Source organism: Pseudomonas sp. LTR0 (assembly GCF_036630035.1).
In the GTDB taxonomy this organism is placed as follows: Bacteria; Pseudomonadota; Gammaproteobacteria; order Pseudomonadales; family Pseudomonadaceae; genus Aquipseudomonas; species Aquipseudomonas putida_Y.
On sequence record NZ_CP123734.1, the window covers coordinates 3,584,529 to 3,603,776 of the forward strand.

At 62.1% G+C, this 19,248-nt stretch carries 21 protein-coding genes; 7 read left to right on the forward strand and 14 right to left on the reverse strand.

Features of this window, described 5'->3' with window-relative positions; genetic code table 11:
• Window positions 1–119 precede the first annotated feature (119 nt).
• Window positions 120–599, forward strand: coding sequence for an LEA type 2 family protein (locus tag QCL51_RS16525; RefSeq protein WP_021785372.1), 480 nt, complete (start codon window positions 120–122; stop codon window positions 597–599).
• Window positions 600–619: 20 nt separating this feature from the next.
• Here QCL51_RS16525 and QCL51_RS16530 read toward each other — a convergent pair whose 3' ends face one another.
• On the reverse strand, window positions 620–883 hold the full coding sequence (locus tag QCL51_RS16530; protein ID WP_003248880.1) for a hypothetical protein: 264 nt from the start codon (window positions 881–883) through the stop codon (window positions 620–622).
• 22 nt (window positions 884–905) lie between these two features.
• Between QCL51_RS16530 and QCL51_RS16535 the strand changes: the two genes are divergently transcribed.
• Window positions 906–1,331, forward strand: a complete 426-nt coding sequence (locus QCL51_RS16535) for a DUF883 family protein (RefSeq protein WP_021785373.1) — start codon at window positions 906–908, stop codon at window positions 1,329–1,331.
• 22 nt (window positions 1,332–1,353) lie between these two features.
• Here the strand turns inward: QCL51_RS16535 and miaE are convergent, their stop codons facing one another.
• Window positions 1,354–1,971, reverse strand: a complete 618-nt coding sequence (gene miaE, locus QCL51_RS16540; protein ID WP_021785374.1) for a tRNA isopentenyl-2-thiomethyl-A-37 hydroxylase MiaE — start codon at window positions 1,969–1,971, stop codon at window positions 1,354–1,356.
• 154 nt (window positions 1,972–2,125) lie between these two features.
• Here miaE and QCL51_RS16545 point away from each other — a divergent pair, with 154 nt between their 5' ends.
• Window positions 2,126–2,989: a universal stress protein gene (locus QCL51_RS16545; RefSeq protein ID WP_021785375.1), complete on the forward strand. Its 864-nt coding sequence runs from the start codon at window positions 2,126–2,128 to the stop codon at window positions 2,987–2,989.
• 114 nt (window positions 2,990–3,103) lie between these two features.
• Here the strand turns inward: QCL51_RS16545 and QCL51_RS16550 are convergent, their stop codons facing one another.
• The 10 genes from QCL51_RS16550 to QCL51_RS16595 form a co-directional block, all read right to left on the reverse strand.
• Complete coding sequence (locus QCL51_RS16550; RefSeq protein ID WP_028697584.1) at window positions 3,104–3,307, reverse strand: formate dehydrogenase subunit delta; 204 nt, start codon at window positions 3,305–3,307, stop codon at window positions 3,104–3,106.
• Complete coding sequence (gene fdhF / locus QCL51_RS16555) at window positions 3,304–6,186, reverse strand: formate dehydrogenase subunit alpha (RefSeq protein ID WP_135192763.1); 2,883 nt, start codon at window positions 6,184–6,186, stop codon at window positions 3,304–3,306. Before fdhF ends, QCL51_RS16550 begins: the two co-directional genes overlap by 4 nt.
• Window positions 6,183–7,742 (reverse strand): formate dehydrogenase beta subunit, encoded by a 1,560-nt coding sequence (locus QCL51_RS16560; RefSeq protein WP_021785378.1) that lies wholly within the window; start codon window positions 7,740–7,742, stop codon window positions 6,183–6,185. Before QCL51_RS16560 ends, fdhF begins: the two co-directional genes overlap by 4 nt.
• Window positions 7,736–8,218: a formate dehydrogenase subunit gamma gene (locus tag QCL51_RS16565; protein ID WP_028697582.1), complete on the reverse strand. Its 483-nt coding sequence runs from the start codon at window positions 8,216–8,218 to the stop codon at window positions 7,736–7,738. The genes QCL51_RS16560 and QCL51_RS16565 overlap by 7 nt, the downstream gene beginning before the upstream one ends.
• 401 nt (window positions 8,219–8,619) lie before the next feature.
• Window positions 8,620–9,141, reverse strand: coding sequence for a ProQ/FinO family protein (locus QCL51_RS16570; protein ID WP_028697581.1), 522 nt, complete (start codon window positions 9,139–9,141; stop codon window positions 8,620–8,622).
• A gap of 123 nt (window positions 9,142–9,264) precedes the next feature.
• A complete protein-coding gene (locus QCL51_RS16575) occupies window positions 9,265–9,819 on the reverse strand; it encodes an XRE family transcriptional regulator (RefSeq protein WP_010953167.1) in 555 nt (184 codons plus the stop codon).
• A 183-nt stretch (window positions 9,820–10,002) separates the two neighbouring features.
• On the reverse strand, window positions 10,003–11,361 hold the full coding sequence (locus QCL51_RS16580) for an aspartate aminotransferase family protein (RefSeq protein WP_028697580.1): 1,359 nt from the start codon (window positions 11,359–11,361) through the stop codon (window positions 10,003–10,005).
• 69 nt (window positions 11,362–11,430) lie between these two features.
• A complete protein-coding gene (locus tag QCL51_RS16585) occupies window positions 11,431–12,204 on the reverse strand; it encodes a gamma-glutamyl-gamma-aminobutyrate hydrolase family protein (protein WP_021785382.1) in 774 nt (257 codons plus the stop codon).
• A 72-nt stretch (window positions 12,205–12,276) separates the two neighbouring features.
• Window positions 12,277–13,623 (reverse strand): glutamine synthetase family protein, encoded by a 1,347-nt coding sequence (locus tag QCL51_RS16590; RefSeq protein ID WP_021785383.1) that lies wholly within the window; start codon window positions 13,621–13,623, stop codon window positions 12,277–12,279.
• A gap of 27 nt (window positions 13,624–13,650) precedes the next feature.
• Window positions 13,651–14,205 carry an XRE family transcriptional regulator gene (locus tag QCL51_RS16595; RefSeq protein WP_021785384.1) on the reverse strand — a complete coding sequence of 185 codons (555 nt, stop codon included), beginning with the start codon at window positions 14,203–14,205 and terminating at the stop codon, window positions 13,651–13,653.
• A 213-nt stretch (window positions 14,206–14,418) separates the two neighbouring features.
• Here QCL51_RS16595 and QCL51_RS16600 point away from each other — a divergent pair, with 213 nt between their 5' ends.
• The 4 genes from QCL51_RS16600 (at window position 14,419) to QCL51_RS16615 (ending at window position 17,555) form a co-directional block, all read left to right on the forward strand.
• Entirely contained in the window at window positions 14,419–15,312 is an 894-nt protein-coding gene (locus QCL51_RS16600; RefSeq protein WP_033738429.1) for a LysR substrate-binding domain-containing protein, read from the forward strand.
• 99 nt (window positions 15,313–15,411) lie between these two features.
• Window positions 15,412–16,116, forward strand: a complete 705-nt coding sequence (locus QCL51_RS16605; RefSeq protein WP_103444012.1) for an SDR family oxidoreductase — start codon at window positions 15,412–15,414, stop codon at window positions 16,114–16,116.
• A gap of 81 nt (window positions 16,117–16,197) precedes the next feature.
• A complete protein-coding gene (locus tag QCL51_RS16610) occupies window positions 16,198–16,587 on the forward strand; it encodes a GFA family protein (RefSeq protein WP_080671174.1) in 390 nt (129 codons plus the stop codon).
• A 128-nt stretch (window positions 16,588–16,715) separates the two neighbouring features.
• Window positions 16,716–17,555: an AraC family transcriptional regulator gene (locus QCL51_RS16615; protein ID WP_338443769.1), complete on the forward strand. Its 840-nt coding sequence runs from the start codon at window positions 16,716–16,718 to the stop codon at window positions 17,553–17,555.
• Between the two features lie 74 nt (window positions 17,556–17,629).
• Here the strand turns inward: QCL51_RS16615 and QCL51_RS16620 are convergent, their stop codons facing one another.
• Together QCL51_RS16620 and QCL51_RS16625 are read right to left on the reverse strand one after the other, a co-directional pair.
• The gene (locus tag QCL51_RS16620) at window positions 17,630–18,604 is read right to left on the reverse strand and encodes a DMT family transporter (protein WP_021785388.1); all 975 of its coding nucleotides are present in this window, start codon (window positions 18,602–18,604) and stop codon (window positions 17,630–17,632) included.
• Window positions 18,601–19,164: a TetR/AcrR family transcriptional regulator gene (locus QCL51_RS16625; RefSeq protein ID WP_021785389.1), complete on the reverse strand. Its 564-nt coding sequence runs from the start codon at window positions 19,162–19,164 to the stop codon at window positions 18,601–18,603. Before QCL51_RS16625 ends, QCL51_RS16620 begins: the two co-directional genes overlap by 4 nt.
• Between the last annotated feature and the right edge of the window lie 84 nt (window positions 19,165–19,248).

Here is a 19,248-nt window from a genome sequence, read left to right on the forward strand (position 1 = left end):
GCCAGTAAGAGAGGTTATCGGGCGTTAATGAGAAACAGTATCTTTCATATCAACCGATACTTTCAACGTCGACGCGCATTTGCCACACTGCCAGCTCCACTCCGGCAAGGTCACAGCCCATGACTGCCCGTCTGTACCGCTATACCCGTCTGTTCCTGGTCCTGCTGCTGGCCTGTGGCCTGGCGGCCTGTGCGCTGTTCCAGCCACGTGACCCGGTGAACATCAGCGTGATCGGCATTGAACCACTGCCCGGGCAAGAGCTGGAACTGCGCATGGCGGTGAAAATGCGGGTGCAGAACCCCAATGAGGCACCGATCGATTACAACGGCATCGCCTTGAACCTGGAAGTGAACGGCCAGCCGCTGGCCGCCGGGGTCAGCGACCAGCAGGGGCACATTGGCCGTTACGACGAAGCAGTGATCGTGGTGCCGGTCAGCATCACGGCGTTTTCCTTCCTGCGCCAGGCCTATGGGCTAGGCAAACTGGACTCGCTGCAGGGGCTGCCCTACAAGCTGCGCGGCAAACTGGCCGGCGGGCCGCTGGGGACCGTGCGTTTTACCGATGAAGGCAAGCTGGACCTGCCCAAGGGCACCTACTGATAAGCGCCGGGCGGGTGCGCTCAGCGGTTGGCGCTGGCTGCGGCCATCAGCTTGTTGACTTCGCTGCGTACCATGCTGGCGTATTCAGGCGGGGTCATGCCGTCCAGTTCAGCGCGCACCCACTCGGCCCATTTGCCCTTGCGCCGTGGCTTTTCAGCAATCAGCCGGGCGGCTTCGCCCTTGGCTTTGCCCAGGTTGTTCTGCCACATCTCGAACAGCCGGGCCTTCTCTGCCTCGATCTGCGCCCGTTCCTCGAAGCTCATGTTGGCCAGATTGAAACTCATGAAGTTACCTGCAGGTTTGAAAATGGCCGCTATCTTACACCCAGGCAACCCATCATCGGAAAGCCGCCGCAACTTTACCGATGTGGTGGCATCCATTGTTCACACCCCCATTGACGAGGACGAGTTCATGGCCCGGAAAAACGCCACGCTGGCAGACAGCGATCAGATCAAGGACCAGGTATTCAGCGAACTGCAATCGCTGATAGAAGAATCGGAAAAACTGCTGAACGACAGTGCCGCCCTGGTCGGCGAAGAAGCAGAGACACTGCGCGCCCAGGTAAGCCTGAAGCTGCGCCAGGCACGCCAGGCGGCCAGCAACGTGCGCAGCAAGGCACAACCGGTGGTGGACGCCACTCAGGACTACATCGGCGGCCATCCCTGGCAGACCGTCGCCATTTCCGCCGGCCTCGGGCTGGTGGTGGGCCTGCTACTGGGCCGGCGCAATTAAAGCCTGCGCCGCCTGGTGCACATCAGGCGGCCAAAGCCTGCGGGATGCCGCTGTGAAAGCGCAGCTCCTGGTCTGGTGACTGGATCAGCTCCATTTCCGCAGCGCGTACCAGCTCGACGCGGCGGGCAATGTCCGCCTCATCACCGTAGTTGTGCGCCAGTTTCAGATAACCCTGGTAGTGGCGCGCCTCGCTTTTCAGCAGCCCGTGGTAGAAGCGGCTCAGCTCCTCATCCAGATGCGGCACCAGCGCGGCAAAACGTTCGCAACTGCGCGCCTCGATGAACGCCCCCACCACCAGCGTATCCACCAGCTTGACCGGCTCGTGGGCGCGCACCAGCCGGCGCAACCCCGACGCATAACGCCCCGCCGACACCGGGCGCAACGGCACACCGCGACGCTTCATGAGGCGTAACACCTGTTCGTGATGCACCAGCTCCTCGCGGGCCAGGCGCGACATCATGTTGATCAGATCAAGGTGAGTGTTGTACTTGGCTATCAGGCTCAGGGCCGTGCTGGCGGCCTTGAACTCGCAGTTCTTGTGGTCGATCAGCAGGGTTTCCTGGTCGGCGAGCGCCGCTTCGATCCAGGCGTCTGGCGTCGGGCAGCCAAGAAAGGCGTCGATTTCGGGGATCAGGGACATAAGCGTGCAACCACACAGAACAGGCAGGGCCGGCGATTATACCGGCGGCGGCTGGCGATGCCAGTGACTATGCTTGATGTACATCAAGCGCTGGAGGGGGAAGCGCCGACTATAGTCAGGCATTGGTCGCCATCATCGAAGGGAGTTAACGCCCATGCAAGCCGTCCGCAGCATCCTCGTCGTCCTCGACCCCGCGCACGCCCACAGCCGCGCGCTTACGCGGGCCAAGCTGATCGCTGGCATTACTGGCGCACGCCTGCATTTGCTGATGTGCGACAAACGGCATGATCACAGCGCGCTGCTGAGCCTGCTGAGCAGCCAGTTGCATGATGACGGCTACGACAATGTCACCCATGAAGAGGGCTGGCGCGACAACCTGCACGACACCATCATCTATGTACAGCAGGCCGAAGGCTGTGAACTGGTGATCAAGGACCACCGTCCGGACAACCCACTGAAAAAAGCCCTGCTCACCCCCAGCGACTGGAAGCTGCTGCGCCAATGCCCATGTGCCGTGCTGATGGTCAAGAGCGAGCGGCCGTGGACCGGGGGCAAGATCCTGGCGGCGGTGGACGTGGGCAACCAGGACGAAGACCACCGCCGCCTGCATGCCAGCATCATCGACCATGGCTTCGAGATTGCCAAACTGGCCAAGGGAGAACTGCATGTCATCAGTGCCCACCCGTCGCCGATGCTGTCAGCGTCGGACCCGGCCTACCAGCTGAGCGATACGATCGAAAAACGCTACCGTGAAGCGTGCAAGGCGTTCCAGGCCGAATACGGCATCAGCGATGAGTGCCTGCACGTGGCCGAAGGGCCGGCGGATGTGTTGATTCCACATACCGAACAGAAGCTCGATGCAGTGGTGACAGTGATAGGTACGGTGTGCCGCACAGGGATTTCCGGGGCGTTGATCGGTAATACCTCGGAAGTGGTGCTGGATGCGCTGGAGGGCGATGTGCTGGTGCTCAAGAGCGAGGAAGCCATCGCCCACCTGGCGGAGCTGGCCCGCGGCTGAGTATGCAACATGCAGGCCCCTTGTAGGAACGGGTTCACCCGCGAATGCGTCATTGATTTCAACGCCACATTCGCAGGCAAACCCGCCCCCAAGGTTCCGTTGGCGCCCGGGAATCTAGACCAACGCCTCCCGCACTTTTGGGTCAAGCCCCTCCCCCGCGTGAGCCTCGTTCCACTCTGCCAACTGCCGGAGCATCGCCGGCGTCCAGAAGCTCTTCATATGCTGCCGCACCCCTTGCACCGCCAGCGTCCGGTCTGGCTCGCTGTCGAAGTAATGGGCAATCTGGTTGGCCATCTTGACCAGGTTTTCGCTGCTCATCGGCGAACCTCGGCTTTCTCCGCAGTACGGCGCTCTTTCAGCAGGCGCTGCTGTTCATCACTGAAGTCCTGATAGCGCTTTTGCCATTGCGATGGCTGGAACACTTTCACCACTTCCACTGCCGTCACCTTGTACTCGGGGCAGTTGGTGGCCCAGTCGGAGTTGTCGGTGGTGATCACGTTGGCCCCCGACTCCGGGAAGTGGAAGGTGGTGTACACCACGCCCGGCGCCACGCGCGCACTGACCTTGGCACGCAGCACAGTCTGCCCGGCGCGGCTGCCGATACCGACCCAGTCACCATCTTGGATGCCACGGCTTTCAGCATCGGTCGGGTGGATCTCCAGGCGGTCGGCGTCATGCCAGGCGACGTTGCCGGTACGCCGGGTCTGGGCACCAACGTTGTACTGGCTAAGAATGCGCCCGGTGGTCAGCAGCAACGGGTAGCGGTTGTTGACCTTTTCGTCGGTGGGCACGTAGCCGGTGAGCATGAAACGGCCCTTGCCACGCACGAACTGGTCGATGTGCATGGTCGGCGTGCCGTCTGGCGCGGCGTCGTTGCACGGCCACTGCAGGCTGCCGTGGCGGTCGATTTCAGCGTAGCTGACACGACGGAAGGTCGGCGTCAGGCGGGCGATCTCGTCCATGATCTCGGAAGGATGGCGGTAGTTCATCGGGTAGCCCAAGGCGTTGGCCAGGGCCACGGTAGCTTCCCAGTCGGCCTTGCCGGCCAGCGGCTCCATGACCTTGCGCACCCGCGAAATACGCCGCTCGGCGTTGGTGAAGGTGCCGTCCTTTTCCAGGAACGAACTGCCCGGCAGGAACACATGGGCGAACTTGGCAGTTTCGTTGAGGAAGATGTCCTGCACCACCACGCACTCCATGGCGAGCAAGGCCGCCGTGACGTGCTGGGTGTTGGGGTCGCTCTGGGCGATGTCCTCACCCTGGCAGTACAGCGCCTTGAAGCTGCCATCCAGTGCCGCTTCGAACATGTTGGGAATGCGCAGACCCGGGTCGGGCTGCAAGGTCACGCCCCAGGCCTGTTCGAACTCGGCACGCACGCCCTCGTTGGAGACATGCCGGTAGCCGGGCAGCTCGTGGGGGAACGAGCCCATGTCGCACGAGCCCTGCACGTTGTTCTGCCCTCGCAGCGGGTTCACCCCTACCCCTTCACGGCCGATGTTGCCGGTGGCCATGGCCAGGTTGGCAATGCCCATCACTGCGGTACTGCCTTGGCTGTGCTCGGTCACGCCCAGGCCGTAGTAGATGGCCGCGTTGCCGCCGGTGGCATACAGCCTGGCCGCAGCGCGGATCTGCTCAGCAGGCACGCCACAAACCGGGCCGAGCACCTCGGGGGCGTTCTCTGGCAGGCTGACGAAGTCGCGCCAACGGGCGAAGTCTTCGGTTTCGCAGCGGGCATCGATGAAGCGCTGGGCCAGCAGGCCCTCGGTGACGATCACGTGGGCCAGGGCGTTGAGCATGGCCACGTTGGTGCCCGGGCGCAGTTGCAGGTGCAGGTCGGCGCGGGCGTGCGGCGAGTCGACCAGGTCGATGCGCCGTGGGTCGATCACGATCAGCCGCGCCCCCTGACGCAGGCGGCGCTTGAGTTGCGAGCCGAACACCGGGTGGGCGTCAGTGGGGTTGGCGCCGATCACCAGCACAACGTCGGCCTGCATCACCGAGTCGAAGCTTTGTGTGCCAGCCGACTCACCCAGGGTCTGCTTCAGGCCATAACCGGTGGGCGAATGACACACCCGTGCGCAGGTGTCGACGTTGTTGTTGCCAAACGCCGTGCGCACCAGTTTCTGCACCAGGTAGGCTTCTTCGTTGGTACAACGACTGGAGGTGATGCCGCCGATGGAGTCGCGCCCGTACTTGAGCTGAATGCGGCGGAACTCGCTGGCGGCGTAGGTCACGGCCTCGTCCCAGCTGACTTCCTGCCACGGGTCTTCCAGGCGCTTGCGGATCATCGGTTTGGTGATGCGGTCCGGGTGGGTGGCGTAGCCCCAGGCAAAGCGGCCCTTGACGCAGGCATGGCCGTGGTTGGCGCCACCGTTCTTGTCCGGGACCATGCGCACCAGCTGGTCACCCTTGATTTCGGCGCGGAACGAGCAGCCAACGCCGCAGTAGGCGCAGGTGGTAATGACCGAACGCTCAGGCTGGCCAAGCTGCACCAGGCTCTTTTCCGTCAGGGTCGCGGTTGGACAGGCCTGCACGCAGGCGCCGCACGACACGCATTCGGACGCAAGGAAGTTTTCGCCCCCCGCTGCCGCCACCCGCGATTCGAAACCACGCCCGGTGATGGTCAGGGCAAACGTACCCTGGATGTCTTCGCAGGCGCGCACACAGCGGCTGCAGACGATGCACTTGCTTGGCTCGTAGTCGAAATACGGGTTGGAAACGTCTTTTTTCTCGTCCAGGTGGTTGGCGCCGTCATAGCCGTAGCGCACCTCACGCAGGCCCACCTGGCCGGCCACGGTCTGCAGCTCGCAGTTGCCGTTGGCCGAACAGGTCAGGCAGTCCAGCGGGTGGTCGGAAATGTACAGCTCCATCACGTTGCGACGCAGGCCGGCCAGGCGCGGGGTTTCGGTGCGCACCACCATGCCTTCACTGACTGGCGTGGTGCAGGATGCCGGGTAGCCGCGCATGCCTTCGATTTCCACCATGCACATGCGGCAGGAGCCGAAGGCTTCGAGGCTGTCGGTGGCGCACAGTTTGGGGATACTGGTGCCCAGCATGGCGGCGGCGCGCATGACCGAGGTGCCAGCAGGCACGCTGATGGCACGGCCATCGATGCTCAGGCTGACCTGCACTTCGCTTTCGCGGGCCGGTGTGCCGAGGTCGCTGCTTTTATCAGAAGCGGGGTCGAAGAAATTGATCACTGTGCGGCCTCCGTAGTGGTCAGCCCAAAATCGGCGGGGAAGTACTTGAGCGCGCTGGCCACCGGATAGGCAGTCATACCGCCCATGGCGCACAGCGAGCCGTACTGCAGGGTGTCGCACAGGTCACGCAGCAACAGCGCCTGGTCGTGACGCTCGGTGATGTCGCTGGTGGCGATCAGCCGGTCGACCACTTCCATGCCCCGGGTGGAGCCGATGCGGCACGGGGTGCACTTGCCGCAGGACTCTTCGGCACAGAACTGCAGGGCGAAACGCGCCATGCTGGCCATGTTCAGCGTATCGTCGGCCACCACGACACCGCCGTGGCCGAGCATCGCGCCCACGGCGGCAAACGCTTCATAGTCCAATGGGGTATCGAAATGGCTGGGGGGTACCCAGGCACCAAGCGGGCCACCGACCTGCGCGGCCTTCAGCGGCCGGCCACTGGCTGTGCCACCGCCATAGCCTTCCACCAGCTCGCGCAGGGTCAGGCCGAACGCGCGCTCTACCAGACCACCCTGGCGGATGTTGCCGGCCAGCTGGAACGGCATGGTGCCCAGCGAGCGGCCCATGCCGAAATCGCGATAGAACGCTGCACCCTTGGCCAGAATGATGGGCACCGACGCCAGGGTAAGCACGTTGTGCACCAGCGTCGGCAGGCCGAACAGCCCTTGCAGCGCAGGCAGCGGTGGCTTGGCGCGGACGATGCCACGCTTGCCTTCGATGGATTCGAGCAGCGCGGTTTCTTCGCCGCAAATATAGGCGCCGGCGCCCACCCGCACTTCCAGGTCGAACGCCTGGCCGCTGCCGGCGACGTCAGCCCCCAGGTAGCCAGCTTCACGCGCGATGGCGAAGGCCTGGTCAAGTACCCGGATGGCGTCGGGATACTCCGAGCGCACATAGATGTAGCCCTTGTCGGCACCTACGGCGAGGCCGGCAATGATCATGCCCTCGATCAGCAGGAAGGGGTCGCCCTCCATCAGCATGCGATCAGCGAACGTGCCCGAGTCACCCTCGTCGGCGTTGCACACCACGTACTTCTGCCCGGCACCAGCGTCTCGCACGGTGCGCCACTTGATGCCGGCCGGGAACGCCGCACCACCACGGCCACGCAGCCCGGAATCGAGTACTGCGGCAACCACTTCGGCACCGTCCAGCGCCACGGCGGCCTCGAGGCCCGCGAACCCGCCGTTGGCACGATAGTCGTCCAGCGACAGTGGCCGGGTGATGCCAGCGCGAGCGAACAGCAGGCGTTGCTGGGTCTTGAGATAGGGTATTTCTTCGACCGGCCCCAATGCCAACGAGTGGCCACCGGGTTCGCCCGCCAGGGCATCAAGCAATGACGGCGCATCGTGTGGCGTAACCGGACCGAAACCCAGGCGCCCTTGCGCACTGTCGCACTCGATCAGCGGCTCAAGCCAGTAAAGCCCGCGCGAGCTGGTGCGCTGGATGTCCAGCGGCAACTGGCGGCGCTCGGCCTCGCGCAGCAGGGCCTCGGCAACCTGGTCGGCACCCACGGCGCGGGCAACCGAATCACAGGGAATATACAGCTTCAGCATGCTGAGTCCTCCTGGCAACCGTTGACCAAGTCCCGCAGGCGCTCAGGGGTGAGGCGCGCGTGCACTTGGCCGTCCAGCTCCAGCGCTGGCGAGCAGGCACAGGCACCCAGGCAATACACCGGGCGCAGGCTGATGGCCCCGTCGGCGCTGGTACCATGGTCGTCCAGTGCCAACTGTTCACGCAATTGCGCGGCCAGGGCTTCGGCGCCACGGCTCTGGCACGACTCGGCAAGGCACAGGCGCAGGGTGTGGCGAGCGGGCGGCGCGGTGCGGAAGTCATGATAGAAACTGATAACCCCACGCACTTCAGCCAGGCTGAGGTTGAGTGCATGGGCGATCTCGGGGACCGAGGCATCAGGGATGTAACCAATCTCGTGCTGTACGGCATGCAGGATCGGCAACAGGGCACCTGGGGTGTCCTTGTCGCGGTCCAGAATGCGCTGGATCACAGGCAGGTGGAGCAATTCATCAGGCATACAGCGGACCTCGGCATCACGGACCCTGCCTGAGTTTTTGAAAGGGCAGGTTTCCGGCGTGTTCTGCTGCGGCGCACCGTCCACGTCACAGTTGCGTGGGACTGGCGGCCTCCTCGCCCACGGCCGCACGTCTGCGCGCACTGATCCTTGGGCATCCTGCTAGCATGGCACTTGTAGCGCCGAGGGGTTGCATACGAGCGACCAGGCGCATTCTGAAACCGACGCACGTGTTTGCGCCCCGGCATCATCTGCCGCGGCTTGCCGATCAGGTGGGTCTTGAAACCATCGTTGCATGCACTAGGCCCTCGAAACCGGACCTGGCCCACTGCCGGGCCAGCCAGACGGCAGCCCCGGCAATGGGCTGCCATCCGGCATGGCCAGGGGGCAAAGCGCGACTGAATTCAGTCGGTAGACTGCACCGCCTCGGTGTCGGCGGCGGGGGCCGGAGCCTGGGCCTGGGCCTGGGCCTTTGACTTCGCACGATTGCGTCGGTCCTGGCTGCGTTGCCGCGCAGCTTGCTGCTTGGCATGCAGCGCCTGAGCGGCGGTCACGGTACCTGCAGCCTGACCGTTGAGGTCAAGGCGCGGTGCATTCTCCACCATGCTCGCCCAGTATCGAGCGCCACGGCACCAGGTCGAAATGCCCAGTTTGAGCTGTTCGCGGGTCAGCCCAAGCAGCTCCAGGTGTTGCTCGGCATCCTTGAAAATGCCCTCCTTGAGCGGCACCTTGGGGGCCGGGTTGACCGGGAAAGCCAAGGGAAAATGCTTCTGCAGTGGCCAGATCGCTGCCACCGCCGGGTCCATCTCGCGCGGCTTCGCCTGCGGGGGCGACTTGCGCTTGGGCGGTTTCGCGCTATCGGCCTTTACCTGCCCTTTTTCCGCCCGCAGGCGGTCTCGTAGCTCAGCTAGTTGTTCAAAACCCATTGTTCATTCACTGCTTCGAAGTTGATTGCGTGGTGCAAGGATACCCCATGCAGCCAGCACATTGCTTGCAGGCCAACTTTCCCGGCTAGCCGAGGCACAACGCACATGCCTGTACGACGGCCTTCAGCTGAACACCCAAAGCACGCGTGTGGGCTTGTCGGTCAGGTTGGCGTAACGAAAACGGGCGTGAGGTTGCAGCTGAAAACTGTCATTGGCGTGCAGCGTGACCGGCTCAGCATCGCCCAACCACACGGTCAGTTCGCCTTCGAGCACGAAGCAGCCCTGCTCCGAGCTGTCGTCCAGGTACTCCTCGCCACTGCTGGCCCCCGGCTGCAAATGGCTATCGAGCATGGAGAACGCGCCCGTTATCGAGGGCGATGCCAGCACATCGGTGATGCCACCCGCCAGGTGCAGCGTGCGACGCTCGTGCGGGCGGGTGACCCAGTCGAGCTCGCGGGGTTTGTCCAGCTTGTAGAAGTAGGCTGTCGAAACACCGAGCTCTTCGCTGATGGCTGTGAGGTCGGCCACGGTCGGGCGTGATACGCCGCGTTCGACCTGGGACAGAAAACCCACCGAACGGCCGATGCGCTGTGCAAGCTCGCCCAGTGTCAGGCCCTTGAACTTGCGCAGGTCGCGAATCAGTACTGCCAGGCCTTCGATTTCTTCGTGCACTTTCATGGTTGAATCGCGACTTTCAGACGGGAAATGGATGCCCGGAAAAGTACAGGATTCATTTCACAAAGCAAAATGCTTTGCGGGAGGTGCCGGAGGCGAGATGTACGATTGAGGCACCGATCGAGCACCGCGCGGGCGGCGCTCGATCTCACAGGTGCTGAGAACAGCTAACCAAGCGTTCTGCCCTTACCGAACAGCCTCATAGGTCAGGTCCAGGCACTTGCGGGCTTTCTCCACCAGCTCGTCGATCTCTTCGACACTGATCACCAGCGGTGGCGCGATGATCATGGTGTCGCCCACCGCGCGCATGATCAGGCCGTTGTCGAAGCAGTACTGGCGACAGATCATGCCGACACCTTTGCCTTCATGACGGGCCCGGGTGGCCTTGTCTTTCACCAACTCGATCGCTCCGAGCATACCCAGGCCGCGCACTTCGCCTACCAGCGGGTGGTCGGCCAGTTCGCGCAGGCGTTGCTGCAGATAAGGCGCGGTTTTATCGTGCACCTGCTGGATGATCTGCTCGTCGCGCAGGATCCGCAGGTTCTCCAGGCCCACCGCTGCCGCCACCGGGTGGCCGGAATAGGTAAAACCGTGGTTGAAGTCGCCGCCTTCGCTGATGACCTTGGCCACCTCGTCACGCACGATCACCCCACCCATGGGGATGTAGCCGGAGGTCAGGCCCTTGGCGATGGTCATCAGGTCAGGCTTGAGGTCGTAGTAATCGGTGCCGAACCACTCACCGGTACGGCCGAACCCGCAGATCACTTCGTCGGCGACGAAGAGGATGTCGTACCTGGCCAGGATTTCCTTGATCTTCGGCCAGTACGTCTGCGGCGGAATGATCACGCCACCAGCGCCCTGGATCGGCTCGGCGATGAAAGCGGCAACGTTGTCCACGCCAATTTCGAGGATCTTCTTCTCCAATTGCTCGGCCGCCCACACGCCGAAGTCGGCCTCGGTCATGTCGCCGCCTTCGCCGAACCAGTATGGCTGCGGGATGTGCACGACATCCGGGATCACCCCGCCCTGCTGGTGCATGCCACTCATGCCACCCAACGCTGCGCCCGCCACGGTAGAGCCGTGGTAGCCGTTGATACGGCCAATAATGACCTTCTTGTTCTTCTGGCCCTTCAGCGCCCAGTAATGGCGGACCATGCGCACCACGGTGTCGTTGCCTTCGGAGCCGGAGCCAGTGAAGAACACGTGGTTCATGCCTTGCGGGGCCACCTCGGCGATGGCCTTGGCCAGCTCCAGCGCAGGCGGGTGCGCGGTCTGGAAGAACAGGTTGTAGTAAGGCAGCTGCTTCATCTGCTGGCTGGCGACCTCGGCCAGCTCATCGCGGCCATACCCGACTGCCACGCACCACAGGCCGGCCATGCCATCGAGAATCTTGTTGCCCTCGCTGTCCCACAGGTACACGCCCTTGGCCGAGGTGATGATGCGCGGGCCTTTCTCGGCCAGTTGCCTGACATCACTGAACGGGGCCAGGTGATGGTCGCGGCTCATGGTTTGCCAGGCAAGGGTCTGCGAATTCTGTTCACTCATTGACTTCACTCCATCAAGTTTCGCAGCCATGCTGCGAGGGTACTTTTTACAGGTGGGAAAGGTCGCTGCTCAGGCAGACAGCAACAGCCTCTGACGCAGGACCGAGCGATGCCGGCAGGCCTTGCCAAAGGACTGGAAGATGGCCAGGTAATGTGGGTTATCCATGACCTGGAACTCGGGGTGCCATTGCACGGCCAGGGCAAAACCCTTGCTGTTTTCGACCGAAACCGCTTCCACCAGGCCATCGGGCGCCAGCGCTTCCACCCTCAGCCCGGGGGCCAATACGTCGATGCCTTGGCCGTGGATGGAATTGACGTCGAATATCGCCGGCAAGCCCATGCGGTCGAGCATGCCGCCAGGCTCTACATGAAGCGTGTGGCGCGGCCCATATTGCTTGTCGAGGGGCTCATCCTTGCCTTCGCGGTGGTCCATGAACATGCCGGTCTCGTGGACCTTCTGGTGCAGGGTGCCACCCAGCGCCACGTTCATTTCCTGGAAGCCACGGCAAATGCCGAGTATCGGTACGCCGGCGGCGATGGCCGCGCGCATCAGCGGCAACGTGGTGGCATCGCGCAGAGGGTCGTGATGGGTGCCCGCAGCACTGGCCGGGCCGTTGTAGTGGTGCGGCTCGATGTTGGACGGCGAACCGGTGAAGATCAGCCCATCCACCACATCGAGAATATCGGCGCTGTCCATCAGCTCACCGAGGCTGGGAATGACGATGGGCAGCCCACACGCTGCCTTGGCTGCCGCGCGCGCGTACTTTTCGCTGATGGTCTGGGTTGCATGCAGCCCAATCATGCTGGTGCATGCGGTAATGCCAATCACGGGCACACGTGGCATATCTTCCTCCGGCAAATCCATATTGCGCGTTGTATTGAAACGGTAGAAAGGGAGCGTGCAGCGTCGCTGCACCTACAGGAACCAGCGGTATTCGCGGGCATCGATGTGGTGCATGAAGTCCAGCTGCTCCTGGTATTTGTTTTCGCAATAGACCATCACGAACTCGCTGCCCAGGCCTTCGTTGACCACTGGGTGGTGACGCATGGCGGCCAAGGCGCTGAGGGCATCCTTGGGGAAGTCGATGCCGCTCTGGCGGTTGTCGTTCAGCGGGGCGATGGGCTCCACGCCGCGGTCCAGGCCATGCTCCATCCCGGTCAAAATGGCCGCCAGTACCAGATACGGGTTGGCGTCGGCGCCAGCTAGACGGTGCTCGATGCGCAGGTTGCGCGGGTCGGACTCGGGGATGCGGATGCACGCGTCACGGTCTTCGAACCCCCAGCTGGCCTTGCTCGCCGCGTTGACCATGGCGCCATAACGTCGGTATGCATTGTGGTTGGGGGCAAAGATCGGCATGCAGTGCGGCAGCAGTTCCAGGCAGCCTGCCACCGCATGGCGCAGCTTGCGCTGTTCACTTCCCGCCAGGAGGTTATTGCCGGCAGCGTCGTACAGGCTGACGTGCACATGCATGCCGCTGCCTGGCGCGTCCAGGTAGGGCTTGCTCATGAAGCTGGCACGGTAACCGTGCTTCATCGCGATACCGCGGGTACTGCGGCAGAACAGTGCCGACCAGTCCGCCGCACTGAGGGCATCGTCGCTGTGCGAGAAGTTGATCTCGAACTGGCCTGGGCCCAGCTCTGCGGTGATGACGTTCGCCGGCACGCCCTGCTCGTTGGCGCCGTCGACCATCTCGTGCAGGACCGACGAGAAGCGCGACAGCCGCTCGATGTGCATGTTCGGCTGATCGTCTTCATCCCCGGTTGCCGTGTCGCGTGGATACTGTGGCAGGCCGTTATCAAGCTTGCGGTCGAACAGGTAGAACTCCAGTTCGAATGCCACCACCGGGCGGATGCCACGTTTGGCCAGACGCTGAAGCACACGCGCCAGCACTTCACGGGGCTCGAACTCGATCGGCTTTGCGGTGCCGTCGGACGTGATCAGCATCTGGGCGATCACTTCCTTTTCCCAGCGCACCGGCTTCAGCGTACCCGGCACCAGGCGCCGGGCGGCATCCGGGTCGCCATCGGCGAAGCAATAGTCCCCAATCGGGTAAAGGCCGCCCTGGGTACCCAGCAGCACGCAGTTCTGCGGCAGCTTCAGTGGCGCACCGGCTGCGACTTTTTCCAGCATGTCCATGGGGTAGCGCTTGCCGTAGAAGTGCCCGGGAATGTCCAGGGCAATCAGGTCGACATAGCGAATTGCCGGGTGTTCTGCTCGGAACGAGCGCACTTCAGCCAGCAGATCCGGAAAGATGACACTCATCTTCTTATCCTTGTGAGGTGAACGAATTCAATTGAAGACCCAGAGCACACGGGTGGCTTTGTCCGTCAGGTTGGCGTAACGGAACGGCGCATGGGGTTGCAGCTGGAAGCAGTCGTTGGCCTGCAGGGTCACGGCATCGCCCTGGTCCAGCCACACCGTGAGTTCGCCCTCGAGCACGAAACAGCCCTGCTCGGAACGGTCGCTCAAGTACGCTTCCCCACTGGTGGCGCCCGGCTCGAGATGGCTGTCGAGCATGGCGAAGGCGCCTGTGATGGTCGGCGAAGCCAGCACGTCGGTGATGCCCGATTCCAGGTACAGCGTGCGCCGCTCGTTAGGGCGCGTGACCCAGCCAATGCTGCGGGGCTTGCTCAGGTTGTAGAAGTACGCGGTTGATACGCCGAGCGCTTCGCTGATAGCGGTGAGGTCTGCCACGGTCGGGCGCGAAACGCCGCGCTCGACCTGGGAGAGAAAACCCACCGAACGGTTGATGCGCCCGGCCAGTTCACCCAAGGTCAGGTTCTTGAATTTGCGCAGGTCGTGAATAAGGATCGCGAGGGCTTCAACCTCTTCGTGCATCTTCATCGTTTCGGACTGCCGTGAAATTTTTAGACTTATTTTTCATGAAAATTTACATGAAAATTTTCACGAGTCAAGCCAAACGATGGAGATGTGCAGCCGCCAACAGAGGGATTGCTGCGCAGCGTGGCGGATTGGCTGCGGTGGCGCGGGTTTCTTTACAGGCGCTCGGCGAGTAGCCTCGTGGTTTAATCCTCCAGCCCGACCACGTCCATCGCCATGCCAAACGGTTTCCCTGATTTGCCCTCGCTCAATGCGCTACGTGTGTTCGAAGTGGTTGCCCGCCACCTCAACTTCCGCCTGGCCGCCGAAGAACTGGGGGTGACCCAGGCGGCAGTGGCACAACAGATACGCGGGCTGGAAGCGAGCCTGGACCTTCGTTTGTTCGAGCGCCTGCCCCGGGGCCTGACACTGACCGATGCGGGCCTGGGCTACAGCGGCAGCATTCGCAGTGCCTTGGCGATGATCGATGAGGCAACCCGCCTGCTGCGGCCACAAGCGTCTCACCTGACGGTCAGCGTGACACCGACCTTTGCCTCCAAATGGCTCATTCCCCGGCTGGGCAACTTTGCGCAAAGCCATCCGGACATCGATTTACGTGTACTGGCCACCGATCGGCTGTCCCACTTCAATACTGACGGCGTGGATATCGCAGTCCGCTATGGCAAGCCCGACTTCGGTGCGGGTTTGAACAGCGAACTGTTGATGGACGAGCGTATCGTCGCCGTGGGCAGCCCAACGTTGTTCGAAGCCGGCAAAGCCCCCGCCAGCTTCGAGCAGCTTCAAGCGTTCACCCTGCTTCACGATGCCCATGATTTCTGGCCTCGGTACCTCGCACAACTGTTCCCGCAGCACGGGCAAGCGACTGCCAAAAACCTGCGGTTCAATCAGACCTCATTGGCCATCGATGCGGCCATCAGTGGTCAGGGTATTGCTTTGGCAAGCCTGGCGTTCGTCAGTGATGACATCGTCACGGGCAGGTTGACCCAGGTCTTCGCTCAGCAGCTCAGGCTCGATAAGGCGTTCTATCTTGTGTGGCCACGAAAGATGCAGCAGCCGGAGTCGCTAGGCATTGTCCGGCGCTGGTTCAAGCAACAAACCGGCAATAGTTAATCTACTGCATCAGTAAAGTTTAACTGTCTCCCTCGCCGCCACTTCTACTGCTAATTTTAGTGCTTCCAGGCAATCATCCATTCGCGTTACGGAGGCAGCATGTCAGTAGAAAAAGTTGCGATCATCACAGCAGGTGGCAGTGGCATGGGCGCGGCAGCGGCACAGCGCCTGGCCGCTGACGGGTTCAAGGTTGGCATCCTTTCCTCCTCGGGCAAGGGCGAAGCACTGGCTGCCGAGCTTGGCGGTGTGGGTGTAACAGGTAGCAACCAGTCGGTTGAGGACCTAAAACGCCTGGTCGATGCCGTGGTGGAAAAGTGGGGGCGCATCGACGTGCTAGTCAATAGCGCCGGCCATGGTCCGCGCGCGCCAATCCTGGAAATCAGCGACGAAGACTGGCACAAGGGCATGGACACCTATCTGCTCAATGTCATCCGCCCGACGCGCCTGGTAACGCCCTACATGCAGCGCCAGAAAGGGGGCGTGATCATCAACATTTCCACCGCCTGGGCGTTCGAGCCGATTGAGCTGTTCCCGACGTCTGCAGTGTTCCGCTCGGGCCTGGCCGCATTCACCAAAATCTTCGCCGACCAATTCGCGGGGGACAACGTGAGGATCAACAACGTCCTCCCCGGCTGGATCGACAGCCTGCCAGCCACCGAACAGCGCCGCGACAGCGTGCCGCTCAAACGCTATGGCACCCGCGAAGAAATTGCCGCCACCATCGCGTTTCTCGCCAGCGAAGGCGCTGCCTACATCACCGGGCAGAACATCAAGGTCGATGGCGGCGTGACACGTAGCGTTTGATTGTCTGTCGGCCCGCAGACCAGTCGACTGAGCAGGCCAAGGCGTTTACGCTGGCGCTTTCCCACCTGCACGGAAGCGCCAATGACAGAGACATACCAAGGAAGCTGCTTGTGCGCAGCAGTCTCTTACCTGCTACTCACCCCACCCAAGGCAGTGAGCCACTGCCACTGCAGCCGGTGCCGCAAAAGTCACGGCGCCGCATTCGCTTCGTACGGCAGCATTCCGCGCGGTATGCTGCGAATACTGCGCGGCGCTGCCAGCATCAAGGCCTTCTCTTCATCACCGACGGTTACGCGCGAGTTCTGCACGGAGTGCGGCTCGACCTTGTTCTGGTCACGCGCCCAGGGTGAGTTTGCCGACTGGATTTCGATAGCGCTGGGAACGCTTGATACGCCGTTCCTGCCCAGGAAGCAGAAACATGTTCACGTCGACGCCGCTGCCCCTTGGTACTCTCCCTGCAACCCTGACTGATCACCCAGCGCAGGACCAATAGAGCAATCACGGCTAGGCACCTCAGTGCCTGAACAACGGATGCTAGCGCTTACCGCACCTTCCAGAGATTCCGTTCGTTGACTGACTCACAGCACAACCCGAGCTACATGAAACGGTTCGAAACCGTGCTTGCCTACATCGACAGCCACCTCGAAGGTGACCTGTCGGTGAATGCCTTGAGCCGCATCGCCAACTTCTCGACGTTTCACTTCCATCGGCAGTTCACGGCCTACATGGGCGTTCCGGTTTCACGGTATGTGCAACTGATGAGACTTCGACGCGCAGCACATCAACTGGTCGCCTCGCCCGCGACGCCCATACTGGAGGCCGCATTCGGCGCCGGGTTCGAAAGCCCCGAAGCCTTTGCCAGAGCGTTCAGGCGCGCCTTCGGCATGGCGCCGAGCGCGTTCGCCAAGGCGCCGAACTGGCAGGCCTGGAGTGCGGTATTCAATGTTCCTCACCGTTCCAGGAGTATCACCATGCAGATCCGTATCGTGCATTTCGCCCAAACCCGCGTGGCCGCGCTCGAACACCAGGGGCCGCCCGGTCTGGTCAGCGAAAGCGTCGTGCGTTTTCGCCAATGGCGCATGCAAAGCGGCCAGTCGCCTGTGACCAGCAGCCGTACTTTCGGTATCCCCTACGACAACCCCGACACCACCCCGGCCCACGCCTTTCGCTTTGCCGTGTGCGGCGAGATAGACGAGGCGGTGCAGCCCAACGATTTCGGCGTGCATGAACGGGTTATACCGGCAGGGCGTTGTGCCGTGATTCGACATACCGGCTCGCCTGACTACATTGGCGAAACCATCTACCCGCTTTATCGTGACTGGCTGCCATCGAGCAACGAAGAACTGCGTGATCATCCGTTGTTCTTTCATTACCTGAGCGTCTATCCGGAAACACCACTGGAGCAATGGCAAACGGACATCTACGTGCCGCTGAAGTAGACGGCTGGGCCATGGGTAGCGGGCGTAGCCAACTTGGCCGGCCCAGGCGCATGGCCGGGCAACCGGGCCGGGGATCAGATACGTACCCTGGATGCCTCGCCATGCGTCTGGAGGCGTGTTTGCTTGCGATAAAAGGCGTGGATAGCCCACACCACCCCTACGAACAACAAGGCTGTACCAAGCGCTTCCATAGGAGACGGCCAGCGTTGGTTTATGAGCAGGCCCATCGTAGTTGCATAAATGGTCCCGCTGGCGATCAATTGCCCGCTCAGCGCCAGCGGAAGACGCCGCGTTGCGATTGACCATGCCCAGGCACCTGCAAGGGTGGCCCCTAACCCCTGAATCAGCCCACAGACGATCAGCGCCTGAGTACCTGCCAAACCGCTCGGATGGCTAGCGAAATGAGACAGTTTCAAGTGCAGCCCAACCGGAATGAACGCCAGCATTTCGACGCTGCACATGAAGATCAACATGGCTGACCACAACATGGGAGACATGCTTGGGCGCCGAGCCAACGCACTTTCATTCAACAGGCCAAAACCGGTCCAGAATGCGATTGCCAGCAACGATGCAAACAGCCCAAGCAGTAACGACGCGGTCGGGAGCACTACCGCCGCACGGCTAGCATCAAACACGCTCAGATTGACCAGGCTGATGCCTAGGGCCGCCACCAGCAGTGGCCCGGCAATGGCGCGCCAAGGCACGCTGGCGCTGCGCATGTTGCCGGCAATCGCGAGCACGATCGGTACTGACCCCATCATCACCGGGGGGATCACCGGCCCGGCTGCCAAAACCGCAGTGGTGATCAGGAAGAAGTAGCCAATGTATCCCAAGAAGCCCAGCAGTGCGGCACAGGCCCAGTCATTCAGTCGCAATTGCCGCACTTCGCTGCGGTAAGCGAACAGCACCAGCAGGCTACCTAACCCGGCAAAGGCATAGCTCACCACCGCCAGGTCAAAAAGGCTGTAGTCGCCGACCAGCCCCGGAAAGATATAGAGCAGCGACCAGGAAAAAGTGGCGGCAATGGCCGCTAACAAGCCCAGGGTCATACGCTGTGCCCCTGCCGTTGGATCCAGCAATGAGCTATTTGCCGGGCAGTGTCGAAAACCCGCATGTCCTGGCCCATCGCACCGCTGACAAAACTGCCCTCCAGCAAGATAAACAACCCTTGGGCAACTGCGTCAGGGTCGTTTATACCGGCGCTCATGGCCAAGGCAGCAAGGTTTTCGCGTATCCCTTGCTTATGCCGGCTCACTGCCAAATGCACGGGGTGGCTGAACTGGGGGAATTCAGCCGCACTGTTAACGAACAGGCACCCCCGCTCGCTATCTTTCAAAAGAAAGCGTTCATACAAATCGAAAAAAGCGAGCATGCCACTGACCGGCTCAGGATGCCCAGCCAGGGTGCGCGCTACCTCTTCACGCCAGCGTCGGTCACGCTCCTCAAGGCACGCCACTATCAGCGCATCCTTGGAGGGGAAATGGCTGTAGAGCGTCATTTTGGTAACGCCCGCCATCGCGGCAATGGCCGTTACCCCCGTCACGTATAAACCTTGCGAGAGAAACAGCTTCATCGCGGCATCAATCAAGCGCTCACGGGTATTGTCCAATTCAAGGCACTCCGGCAAAGGCACGGAGTTGACTATACTGACCGGTAAGATTCAGGCGCATCCAGATACGACCTGAAGCATGGC